Raw genomic sequence first — 10,525 nt, 5'->3', positions numbered from 1 at the left:
GGGCCCTGACGCCCGGCCCTCCCCCCCCGGGGGGGCGTTCCGGCGGGGGTTGGGGGCTGTTCTTATTGTGAGGGGGCGGGGGCTGTCCTTGCCGGGCAAGGACGGGCCGCGCGTCCCTGTTCACGCTCTACGCCCCGGCCCCCGCACACCTCGCCGCAGCGGTCTCTCGCCCTCCCGCAACCGAAGGAGAACCTGCCATGGGAAGACTCGCGTTCCCCACTCGCGCCGAAGACGCAAACCCACCCCACCGGGACCCGCACCGCCCCGGCACGCCCTGGCGGATCCGCGTCGGGATCTTCGCGGCCACCGCGGCGATGGTCTCGGCCGGCATCGTGCTCGGCGCCGGTCCGGCGTCCGCGGCACCGGCCCCGATCAGGCTGACGTCCGCGTCCTGCCCCAACGAGATCCTGCAGGGCCAGACGAGCGGCTGCGTCACGGAGTTGCAGAACCTCCTCAACACGCACGGCGCCGGTCTCCAGGTGGACGGACAGTTCGGCCCGGCCACGCTCTACGCGGTCCGTGAGTACCAGGCGGCCACGGCGATCGCGGTGGACGGACGAGTGGGACCCGCCACCAAGAGCAAGCTGTACGCGACCGGCGGCTCGGCCCCCGCTCCCATCAACCTCAACTCCTCCTCGTGCCCCGCCAACCTCGTGCAGGGCGCCAAGGGCGGATGCGTCACCGAGCTCCAGCGGCTGCTCATCCACCACGGTTACGTCGTCGACGTCGACGGCGACTTCGGCTCCGGGACCGCCGCCGCCGTCCGCAGCTTCCAGTCGGCCCACGGCCTCTCGGTCGACGGCCAGGTCGGCACCAACACCAAGCGCGAGCTGTACGACACCGACGAGTCGCCGTCGACGGGCCTGGACCTGAGGTCCGCGTCCTGCCCGGCGAACATCGTGGAGGGAATGAGCGGCGGCTGCGTCGCCACGCTGCAGTCCCTGCTGAACGGCAAGGGGCACAGCCTCGACGTCGACGGCAGCTTCGGCCCGCAGACCCTGGCGGCCGTCAAGGCGTTCCAGTCCGCCAGCGGTCTGTCCGTCGACGGTGAGGTCGGCCCGAACACCAAGGCCGCGCTGTACTCGAACATCGGCGGTGGCGGCGGCAACGGCGCACCCGCGCCGATCAACCTGAACTCCTCCTCCTGCCCCGCCAACATCGTGCAGGGCCAACGCAGCGGCTGCGTCACCGAGTTGCAGAGCCTGCTCAACCACCACGGAGCCGATCTCGCCGTCGACGGCGACTTCGGCCCGCTCACGAGCAGCGCCGTCCGGGACTTCCAGTCCGAGAAGGGCCTCTCGGTCGACGGCCAGGTGGGAACGAACACCAAGGCCGCCCTGTACGGCGCGGTCACCCCGCCGTCCTCTCCGCCGCCCGGCGGCGGCTACGCCAAGATCCTCGACGTGGCGGCGGCCGAGGTCGGCACGGCCGAGGGCAGCGCCCGCGCGAACAGCTACGGCTCGGCCGTGGGCCTTTCGCTGTCCACCAGCAACTATGCCTGGTGTGCGACCTTCGTGAGCTGGGTGGCCAAGCAGACCGGGGCCACCTCCTACCGCAACACCTATGTCTCGGGCTGGGTCAAGCAGGCGCGGGCCGGCAACTACCACCTCTCCGTGACGTCCAACCCGCAGCCGGGTGACATCGTGGCCTTCGACTGGGACGGCGGCAGCGACTTCACCGGCGGCCACGAGCACATCGGCTTCGTACGGACCGTGTCCGGCTCGTCCTTCACCACCGTCGAGGGCAACACGGGCAACCCCAACGGCGGCGGCGACGGCGTCTACGTCAAGTCCCGCTCCACGAACAGCAGTTACGACGTGGTGTTCATCAGGGTCCGCTGAGCGCGGAAAGACCCTCGGCAAGGCACGTGGACCCGGCCGGCCGTCCGACCTGACGACTCAGGCGACGGCCGGCCGTCCCGCGTGCGGGGGCACCCCGGGGTGAGCCGCGTCGCATCGGCAGGTCCCGGACTTGCTATGCAACGAGTTGCATAGCACGATCGTCGGCATGGCGCTCGAACACGCGATCCTGGTGTCGCTCCTGGAGAAGCCCGGGTCCGGCTATGAGCTGGCCCGGCGTTTCGAGCGGTCCATCGGCTACTTCTGGACCGCGACCCACCAGCAGATCTACCGCGTGCTCAAGCGCATGGAGAACGACGGCTGGGTCGACGCCCGCGACGTCCCGCAGCAGGGGCGGCCGGACAAGAAGGAGTACTCCGTCGCCGATCTCGGCCGGGCCGCGCTGTCCTCGTGGCTGCACGATCCGATCGAGCCCGACAGCGTCCGGCACGACCTGGCGGTGAAGATCCGCGGAGCCGCCTTCGACGACCCCACCGCCCTGATCCAGGAGGTGGAGCGGCACCGGCAGGCCCACCGCGACCGGCTGGCGCACTACCTCGCGGGCGAGCAGCGCGACTTCACCGGCCCCGTGGCGAGGGCGGCGGCGCTGGACGCACCGCTCGATGCGGAGATCGAACTCCAGCACGTCGTCCTGCGCGGCGGTATCGCCTACGAGCGGATGATGATCGGCTGGCTGGACGATGTGCTCGCCACGCTGGCCCGTTTCGATGCGGGCGACGGCTGATCCCTGAACGCCCTCGCAGCTCGCTGATCGCTGATCGCTGATCGCTGATCGCTGATCGCAGCCAGACTTTCCAGTTGTCCGAAGTCCCTCAACCCAAGGAGTCCTCACCATGGCTGACCAGCTCCTCTTCAACCCTCGCACCTACGACCCCGCGCACTTCGACGCCGAGACGCGCCGCCTGCTGCGGGCCACCGTGGACTGGTTCGAGGAGCGGGGGAAGCGACAGCTGATCGAGGACTACCGCACGCGCGCGTGGCTCGGTGACTTCCTCGGCTTCGCCGCGAAGGAGAACCTCTTCGCCACCTTCCTGACGCCGTCCGCAGCCGCCGGGGACGGCGAGGCGGACAAGCGGTGGGACACCGCCCGGATCGCCGCGCTCAACGAGATCCTCGGCTTCTACGGCCTGGACTACTGGTACGCCTGGCAGGTCACCATCCTCGGCCTCGGCCCGGTCTGGCAGAGCGACAACGCCGCAGCCCGCGACCGCGCCGCCCAACTCCTCGCCCAGGGCGAGGTGTTCGCCTTCGGCCTGTCCGAGAAGACACACGGGGCCGACATCTACTCCACCGACATGCTGCTGGAGCCCGACGGCGACGGCGGCTTCCGCGCCACCGGCTCCAAGTACTACATAGGCAACGGCAATGCCGCCGGTCTCGTCTCCGTCTTCGGCCGCCGCACCGACGTCGAGGGCCCCGACGGCTATGTGTTCTTCGCCGCCGACAGCCGTCACCCGGCCTACCACCTGGTCAAGAACGTCGTCGACTCGTCCAAGTTCGTCAGCGAGTTCCGTCTGGAGGACTACCCGGTCCGCGCCGAGGACGTCCTGCACACCGGCCGCGCCGCCTTCGACGCCGCTCTCAACACGGTCAACGTCGGCAAGTTCAACCTGTGCACCGCCTCGATCGGCATCTGCGAACACGCCATGTACGAGGCGGTCACCCACGCCCACAACCGTGTCCTGTACGGCCGTCCCGTCACCGCGTTCCCGCATGTGCGGCGGGAGTTGACCGACGCCTACGTCAGGCTCGTGGGGATGAAGCTGTTCAGCGACCGCGCGGTGGACTACTTCCGCGCCGCCGGCCCCGAAGACCGCCGCTACCTGCTCTTCAACCCGATGACGAAGATGAAGGTGACCACGGAGGGGGAGAAGGTCATCGACCTGATGTGGGACGTCATCGCCGCCAAGGGCTTCGAGAAGGACAACTACTTCGCCCAGGCGGCCGTGGAGATCCGCGGTCTGCCGAAGCTGGAGGGCACCGTCCACGTCAACCTGGCGCTGATCCTGAAGTTCATGCGCAGCCACCTCCTGGACCCGGCCTCCTACCCCGACGTGCCGACCCGCCTCGACGCCGCCGACGACTCCTTCCTGTTCCGGCAGGGACCGGCCCGTGGGCTCGGCTCGGTGCGCTTCCACGACTGGCGGCCCGCCTTCGATGCGTACGCGCACCTGCCCAACGTGGCCCGGTTGCGCGAACAGGCCGACGCTCTCTGCGAGTTCGTCGCCACCGCGGCCCCCGACGCCGAACAGAGCCGCGACCTCGACCTCCTCCTCGCCGTCGGCCAGCTCTTCGCTCTCGTCGTCCACGCCCAGCTCGTCCTGGAACAGGCCCGTCTCACCGCCCTCGACGAAGACGTCCTCGACGAACTCTTCGCCGTCCTGGTCAGGGACTTCTCCGCCCACGCCGTAGAACTGCACGGCAAGGACTCAGCGACCCCGCAGCAGCAGGAGTGGGCGCTGGACGCGGTCCGCCGCCCGGTCGTCGACCCGGAACGCACCGACCGGGTGTGGCAGCGGGTCGAGGGGCTGTCCGGCGCCTACGAGATGGCCCTGTAGGCACACCAGCCATGCACAACACCTCCCACCCGGTGATACGTCAGGCCGCCTGCCGGCGCTCGTCGTCATCCATGACATCGACGGCGATTGGCTGATCACTGAAGGCAAGCTCAGCGCCTGTGGCGCCGCCTCCTGCGCATCTCGCTCGACGGCCTCACCAGCCGCAACACCGAGCCCCAGCCGGACCCCGCCTCCCCCGCCGGGCGACGGACCGTCTAGACCTCAGAACGCCCGTTCGCCGCACCGGGGTCGGCCGGGAGTTCGGTGTGCAGGCGGATCGTGGTCCCGGTCCTGGGGGTGGAGCGGATTTCCACGAGGTCGCACAGTTGGTGTACGAGCCACAGTCCCCGTCCGCCCATCTGCGTGTGGTCCGGCCTGGCCCGGCCCGCGAGGGGGTCGCTGATGTAGCCGGCGTCCCGGAACTCGCACACCAGACGGCGGTTCTCGGCCCAGGTGCGCAGGACGCCCTGGCCGCCTCCGTGACGGATGCTGTTCGCGGCCACTTCGGTGGCGGCCAGGTGGAGCTCACGCAGCCGGTGACCGGTCAGACCGAGCAGTTCGGCGCAGGCGGAGATCTTGTCCCGCAGCGCGGGGAGATCACCGCTCGAATAGGTGAACTCGTCGTAGGGATCGCAGGGGTGCGTCAGCGGGACGAAGTCGAACGGCGCCTGCCGGTCGAAGTCGGCGGAGAGTGTCGTACGGCCGTCCGCGCGGATCTCGGGGTGGCAGCGGGCCATCTGCTCGATGGCCGCCTGCTCACCGGCGAGGTCGTACGGGCACAACAGCCACCAGGCCGGGCCGTCGGCGAAGGCCCTGTTCAGCAGCCACTCGTGATAGCGCAGCTCCTCCACCTCGGAGCGCGAGCGGGCCTCCGCCCAGGGCGATTCACCGATCCCGCGCACAGGTCGGCCCTGCGCCGTGTACTCCTTGATCCATTCCCGCCAGGCTCCGATGAGACGACCCGGATGGTGTGCCAGAGGACTGGTGTCGACGAACTGCACCGCACGGTCGTCGGGGACCTCCGCGCGCAGCAGGGAGACCTTGTTCTCGGGGACGGCCACCACGACGGCCTCCCCACCGTCCAGCGCCTCCCTGATGAAGCCCACGGTGCCCTCAAGGAACTCCTCCCCGGACCGGTACGGGTACAGCTCGTGCCGATAGCCCTCGCCCGGGGGCGAGGAGTCGGCACGGGGAGGGGAGGAGGTCACGGCGTCATCACCACCGGAATCGAAGGATCTGCGAAGCCGGTCAGCTCCCAGGCCAGGCGTACGGTCTCGTTCGTCCCCTCCAGCACCACCTTGCGGTCCGGCAGGCAACGGGCCGCGTCGGCGAGGGAGCTCATTCCGGCAGCGTCGAGGAAGTCCAGGCCGTGGCAGAGAAGGCGCACCGTGATCACTTCGCACAGCAGCGTGCGAAGGACGGCGCCGAAAGCGGGGGCGCTGTCCGCGTCGACGACCCCGGTCACGGTCCAGCCGTCCTTGCCGGTCCGGTACACCTGGAAGGCGGGTGACGTCGGACGGCCGCCCAGGTGCTGGGGATGTACGCACGTCGCCTGTCCGGGTGCCGGCGTGTTCTCCTCACCGCGCTGATAGGCGCAGACCACCAGAGCACCGCTGTCCGCGGCGAACTCCTCCAGGTCCAGCTCGCTGCGCAGCAGCTGCTCGGCGTCGACCGCGGACCTGTCGCAGGTCACGTGATGCAGCACGCGCAGCGAGCGGTACCCCTCACGCTCCGCGCTCGCCGCCTCGCGTCGCACCGCGGAGATCAGGGAACCGTTCAGCCGGGCGGGGTCGAGCACCACGGGGGCGAAGGCCGCGGTCGTCCGGGAGACCGGTCCGACGATCAGTACCTTGTCGCCGAAGAGCTCACCGTCCGAGAGGAAGGCCCGGCTGCGGTCCCACACGTCGTCCGCGGGATCCAGCAGTTGCAGGACGTGGTCACCGGAGCCGACCTCGTCGAGTGCCGCCAGCGTGCGCGTCGCTCGCACCACAACCTCCCCTCGCCTCACGTTCACCCTACTCAACAGCACATCCTCCCCCTCCTGCCCGTAGCGGCCGGTGGCACACCTACGGGGGCCCACAGCGGCCTGCGCCGTCGAACCAAGGGGCGCTCCTCCCTCGCTGCGATACGCCCGCTCCCCGACGCCCTCCTCCCCCAGGCATGGGACCTGCGGGAGCCCTCCGTCCTCCCGCCTGCCGGTGAGGGTTGAGAAGACGATCACGAGGCAGGACGTTCTCAAGAAGTGCCCGAGACGCTCACGGGGCGAGCAGCAGGCTGAAGTCGACCTTCTGGTTCCTGTACTGCAGGTAGAAGGCGTGCTCCCAGGCGTCGCAGACCCGGATGGGGGCGGAGCCCTGGCCGACGTTGCCCTGGTGGTCGTAGACCCGCGCGACGAGGAGGCGGCAGCTGAGCGGCTCGTAGGCCAGGACGCCCCAGCCCGAACCCTGCGTGGTGGCCGCGGCCTTGGTCAGCTGGGCCTTGAAACCGGCGTAGGAGCCGAAGAACTCGGCGATCGCGTCCGCCAACTCCCCGACGCCGTCGGCCTCCAGGGGCTCACCACCGCCGTCGCCGGTCATGTTGTGCCAGTGAATGCTGTGCAGGATGTACCCGGAGAGGTGGAGCGCCAGGTTCTTCTCCAGGCCGTTGATCGAGGGAGCGAAGTCCCCGTCGCACAGGGCGCGGCGCAGGACGTCACCCAGGGTCTGATCGTCCTCCACGACCAGGATCTCGGGGCGCGTGCCCCTCCGGAGATCGGGGGGCGAGGAACGCGGCGGGCAGATAGTGGGCCGCCGCGCACAGGCACAGCCCGAGCCAGCCCGCGGCGAACAGCCAGCCGCCGATCACGTCGCTGAACCAGTGCACGGTGAGGTAGCCGCGGGTCAGCCCGACCAGCGCTCCCCAGCAGCCCACCGCGACGCGCAGGGCGGTGCCGCCGCGCGGGGCGCGCAGGGTGAGCGCGACGACGAGCAGTCCCGCCGTCAGGGCCGCCGTGGTGGCGTGCCCCGAAGGGAAGGACCAGCCGCTCGCGGCCGTGGCCCAGTCGGCGCGCGGGGGTCGGGCCCGGTGCAGGGCCTCCATCACGCCGTAGCGCAGGGCCTGTCCGCCGGCGAGGCAGGCGAGGCCGAGCGCCGCGGCCGCCAGGCGCTGCCGCGCGGTCCGTCCGGCCACGACACCGGCGAGCGTGACGAGCACATACGGAAGGGCGCCGGTGCCGGTGGCGGTCACGCCACGCGCCAGGGCCGCCGGCAGGCCCGTGCGGTGGTGCAGAGACCAGGTGAACAGGGGCTGGTCGAACCAGAGCGGGCCGCCGTCACCCCCGACGGCGTTGGCGGCCAGGACCGCGAACGCCGTCCAGGCGCCGACGCCGACACTGCCGGCCAGTTCGGTGACGTCACCGCGCTTCATGAGAGCGCGAGCAACGGGCTCAGCGGCGTGCCGGTGAGGAGATGGGCGACGGTCCCTGCCCGCCGTCGTATGAGCGTCATCAGGCCGAAGGCCACCGCGGCGCCCACGGCCAGGCCGGCCAGTACGTCGTGCGGGTAGTGCACGCCGACCCACACCCGGGAAGCGGCCATCGCGAGCGCGGCGGCCACCGCCCACGCGCCCAGTCGGCGGGAGACGAACAGCAGCGCGACGGCCGAGGCGGCGGCGATGGCCGCGTGATTGCTGGGGAACGACCAGTCGCCGGGCGCCGGACAGGCCTCCAGTGTCGTCACCGTGAGGGTCCGGCAGGGTCGCTGCTCGTGCACGAGGAGCTTCAGCACGGCGTCGACGCCGTAGGCCGCGGCGACGGTCGCGGGCACGGCCAGCGCGGTCACCGCCGCCGTGGCGTCCACGCGTCTGGCGCGCCACCACCCCGCGACCATGAACAGGGCGAAGACCAGGAGCCCGTACGCCGACCACGCCGACACCACGGTGTCCAGCCAGCCGGGGACACGCTGGGCCAGCGCGACGACATGGCGGTAGGCCGAGCCGTCGATCGACGCCCCGCCGAGGGCGAGGAGCTTTCCCATGGGGGCCGCCGTGAGGTGCGGTGGCCCGGCTACGGTGGCGGTCATCCGGTGCTTCCCTTCGCTGCGACCAGGCGGACGGGACCCCCCGGCACGACGGTCCACGACCGACTACAATTATGTAGACGGTCTACGACACTGTAGACGATCGTGGAGTGAGGAATGTTCCCATGAGCGAGGCGAGGGACGAACGGCGGCCGGCGGGTGAGCTGGAGGCTGCCGTCCTGGCCGCCCTGTGGGCAGCGGACACACCGCTCACCCCGGCCCAGGTCCAGGCGGAGCTCGCCTCCGACCTGGCCCGCACCACGGTGACGACGATCCTGTCCCGGCTGCACGAGAAGGGGACCCTCGCACGGGAGCGCCAGGGGCGCGGCTTCGCCTATCGCCCCGTGGAGGACCCGCACGGCCTGACCGCCCTGCGCATGCACGGCGAACTCGACCGCGACAGCGATCGGGCGACCGTGCTGGCCCGTTTCGTCGACCGGCTCAGCCCCGATGACGAACAGGTCCTGCGTCAGCTGCTGGAGGACGGACCCCGATGATCACGCTGCTGGTGGTCTCCCTGCTCCTGCCCTGGGCCGCCCCCGCACTGGCCCGCCGGGTCCCCGCCCGCTGTTCTCCCGTCGCCGCCCTGTGGGCCCTCACCGTCTCGGCCGTCCTCCTCGCGGGCGGCAGCGTCGCGGCGCTGGGCACCCTCGCCCTGACCGGTCTGCTCAGGATCCCGGCCTTCGCCGCGCTGGGCGAGCTGGTCCACCCCCTGCACACCCCCTCGGAGCAGGTGGTGCTGCCGCTCGCAGCGCTCGCGGCCGGCCTGCTGACCCTGGCCGTCCTCGCCCTGGGTCTGTCCCTCGTACGTCAGGCCGCGGGCCTGCGCACCGCCCGGGCCGCAGCAGGCCGGCAGCCCGCCGCGGGCGACCTGTGTGTCATCGACTCCCCGCGTCCCGACGCCTACGCCCTGCCCGGACGCCCGCACCGCATCGTCGTCACCACCGCCATGCTGCGCAGCCTCGACGCCGGTGAGCGCGAGGCGCTCTTCGCCCACGAGCGCGCTCACAACGCCGGTGGCCACCACTACTTCCTGGCCGTGGCCGAGCTCACCGCCCACTGCCATCCGGCCCTGCGCCCGGTACGGGAAGCCATCCGGCTCGCCGTGGAACGGGCCGCCGACGAGGCCGCGGCCGGTTCCGTGGGCGACCGGCGCCTCACCGCGCGCGCGATCGCCCGCGCGGCACTGGCCACGAGCGGCCGGCAAGTCCCGCGGCCGACGGTCACACCTGCCGCGACCACGGGTCCGGTGCCCCAGCGTGTCGCCGCTCTCATGGCTCCCGCGCGGCCCACGCGCCGCGCCGTGCCGTGGATCGCCGCGCTGCTGGCCGCGTGCGCCGCCCTCTCCTGCGCCACCGCGGCCACCGGGGCGGTCCGCGTCCACGAGGACATCGAGATCGCCCAGGGCGAGACGGGCGGCTGAGCCGAACCCAGGGGCCGGCCGACGGGGTTCAGTTCGTGCTTGACGCACGGAGCCGGTGGCGGTGTCCAGCGCGCGGGTGACAGGTTCGCGGACCGACCGGGCATCCGCACTTCATGGAGCCCTCGCCGCGTTTCACTCTGGCCGCGACCACCCTCGACGCGCCGGACGCCCATGAGCTCGCCCGGTTCTACCGGGGACTGCTGGGGTGGCCGGTCCGGAAGGAGGAACCGGGCTGGGTCGAGATCGAACCGCCGGGCGGCGGTGCCGGGTTGTCGTTCCAGACGGAGCCGATGTTCACCCGTCCGCAGTGGCCCGCCACCGGTGCCGGGCAGCAGATGATGATGCATCTGGACATCGAGGTGGACGACCTGCCGTCGGCCGTCGACCACGCCCTTGCCCTCGGCGCGACCTTGGCGGACTTCCAGCCCCAGGACGACGTACGCGTGCTGCTCGATCCGGTGGGCCACCCCTTCTGCCTCTTCGTGCGCGCCCGACCGGGCGCCTGACGGACCAACGGGGGGTGCGGAGCGTCAGGCGTTCTCGCGTGTGGAGCGGGGGCTTCGAGAGCACCAAGAGCGACGCCGTGACGGTCTACGACCCGGACGCGCCGACCGGCTACGGCTTCTGGCA

At 71.4% G+C, this 10,525-nt stretch carries 10 protein-coding genes and 1 pseudogene; 6 read left to right on the top strand and 5 right to left on the bottom strand.

What is annotated here, in order from left to right; all coding sequences use genetic code 11:
- Window positions 1–197: 197 nt before the first annotated feature.
- The 3 genes from ACFULQ_RS03905 (at window position 198) to ACFULQ_RS03895 (ending at window position 4,417) form a co-directional block, all read left to right on the top strand.
- A complete protein-coding gene (locus ACFULQ_RS03905) occupies window positions 198–1,841 on the top strand; it encodes a peptidoglycan-binding protein (RefSeq protein ID WP_383537716.1) in 1,644 nt (547 codons plus the stop codon).
- A 166-nt stretch (window positions 1,842–2,007) separates the two neighbouring features.
- Window positions 2,008–2,583: a PadR family transcriptional regulator gene (locus ACFULQ_RS03900; protein WP_383537713.1), complete on the top strand. Its 576-nt coding sequence runs from the start codon at window positions 2,008–2,010 to the stop codon at window positions 2,581–2,583.
- A gap of 109 nt (window positions 2,584–2,692) precedes the next feature.
- A complete protein-coding gene (locus ACFULQ_RS03895) occupies window positions 2,693–4,417 on the top strand; it encodes an acyl-CoA dehydrogenase family protein (RefSeq protein ID WP_383537710.1) in 1,725 nt (574 codons plus the stop codon).
- A gap of 215 nt (window positions 4,418–4,632) precedes the next feature.
- Here ACFULQ_RS03895 and ACFULQ_RS03890 read toward each other — a convergent pair whose 3' ends face one another.
- The 5 genes and pseudogenes from ACFULQ_RS03890 to ACFULQ_RS03870 all read right to left on the bottom strand — a co-directional run bounded on the left by ACFULQ_RS03890 (window position 4,633) and on the right by ACFULQ_RS03870 (window position 8,475).
- On the bottom strand, window positions 4,633–5,625 hold the full coding sequence (locus ACFULQ_RS03890) for an anti-sigma factor RsbA family regulatory protein (protein ID WP_383537707.1): 993 nt from the start codon (window positions 5,623–5,625) through the stop codon (window positions 4,633–4,635).
- Window positions 5,622–6,404 (bottom strand): MEDS domain-containing protein, encoded by a 783-nt coding sequence (locus tag ACFULQ_RS03885; RefSeq protein WP_383537705.1) that lies wholly within the window; start codon window positions 6,402–6,404, stop codon window positions 5,622–5,624. Before ACFULQ_RS03885 ends, ACFULQ_RS03890 begins: the two co-directional genes overlap by 4 nt.
- Before the next feature lie 289 nt (window positions 6,405–6,693).
- A pseudogene (locus ACFULQ_RS03880) lies at window positions 6,694–7,068 on the bottom strand (superoxide dismutase); the annotation flags it as partial.
- Between the two features lie 40 nt (window positions 7,069–7,108).
- Complete coding sequence (locus tag ACFULQ_RS03875; RefSeq protein ID WP_383537702.1) at window positions 7,109–7,822, bottom strand: phosphatase PAP2 family protein; 714 nt, start codon at window positions 7,820–7,822, stop codon at window positions 7,109–7,111.
- Window positions 7,819–8,475: a phosphatase PAP2 family protein gene (locus ACFULQ_RS03870; protein WP_383537699.1), complete on the bottom strand. Its 657-nt coding sequence runs from the start codon at window positions 8,473–8,475 to the stop codon at window positions 7,819–7,821. Before ACFULQ_RS03870 ends, ACFULQ_RS03875 begins: the two co-directional genes overlap by 4 nt.
- A gap of 122 nt (window positions 8,476–8,597) precedes the next feature.
- Here ACFULQ_RS03870 and ACFULQ_RS03865 point away from each other — a divergent pair, with 122 nt between their 5' ends.
- The 3 genes from ACFULQ_RS03865 (at window position 8,598) to ACFULQ_RS03855 (ending at window position 10,401) form a co-directional block, all read left to right on the top strand.
- The gene (locus ACFULQ_RS03865; protein WP_383537696.1) at window positions 8,598–8,969 is read left to right on the top strand and encodes a BlaI/MecI/CopY family transcriptional regulator; all 372 of its coding nucleotides are present in this window, start codon (window positions 8,598–8,600) and stop codon (window positions 8,967–8,969) included.
- Window positions 8,966–9,895 carry a M56 family metallopeptidase gene (locus ACFULQ_RS03860; protein ID WP_383537693.1) on the top strand — a complete coding sequence of 310 codons (930 nt, stop codon included), beginning with the start codon at window positions 8,966–8,968 and terminating at the stop codon, window positions 9,893–9,895. The genes ACFULQ_RS03865 and ACFULQ_RS03860 overlap by 4 nt, the downstream gene beginning before the upstream one ends.
- A 113-nt stretch (window positions 9,896–10,008) precedes the next feature.
- Window positions 10,009–10,401, top strand: a complete 393-nt coding sequence (locus ACFULQ_RS03855) for a VOC family protein (protein WP_383537690.1) — start codon at window positions 10,009–10,011, stop codon at window positions 10,399–10,401.
- Window positions 10,402–10,525: the final 124 nt, after the last annotated feature.

It is taken from the genome of Streptomyces sp. NPDC057253 (assembly GCF_042669125.1).
GTDB lineage: Bacteria > Actinomycetota > Actinomycetes > Streptomycetales > Streptomycetaceae > Streptomyces.
Note: the sequence above shows the minus strand (reverse complement) of the source record. Positions and strands in the feature narration are given on the sequence as shown.

Excerpts from the sequence above, each read along its gene's own strand:
- ACFULQ_RS03905 (WP_383537716.1), top strand. The coding sequence starts at position 198 with ATGGGAAGACTCGCGTTCCCCACTCGCGCCGAAGACGCAAACCCACCC.
- ACFULQ_RS03900 (WP_383537713.1), top strand. The coding sequence starts at position 2,008 with ATGGCGCTCGAACACGCGATCCTGGTGTCGCTCCTGGAGAAGCCCGGG.
- ACFULQ_RS03895 (WP_383537710.1), top strand. The coding sequence starts at position 2,693 with ATGGCTGACCAGCTCCTCTTCAACCCTCGCACCTACGACCCCGCGCAC.
- ACFULQ_RS03875 (WP_383537702.1), bottom strand. The coding sequence starts at position 7,822 with ATGAAGCGCGGTGACGTCACCGAACTGGCCGGCAGTGTCGGCGTCGGC.
- ACFULQ_RS03870 (WP_383537699.1), bottom strand. The coding sequence starts at position 8,475 with ATGACCGCCACCGTAGCCGGGCCACCGCACCTCACGGCGGCCCCCATG.
- ACFULQ_RS03865 (WP_383537696.1), top strand. The coding sequence starts at position 8,598 with ATGAGCGAGGCGAGGGACGAACGGCGGCCGGCGGGTGAGCTGGAGGCT.
- ACFULQ_RS03860 (WP_383537693.1), top strand. The coding sequence starts at position 8,966 with ATGATCACGCTGCTGGTGGTCTCCCTGCTCCTGCCCTGGGCCGCCCCC.
- ACFULQ_RS03855 (WP_383537690.1), top strand. The coding sequence starts at position 10,009 with ATGGAGCCCTCGCCGCGTTTCACTCTGGCCGCGACCACCCTCGACGCG.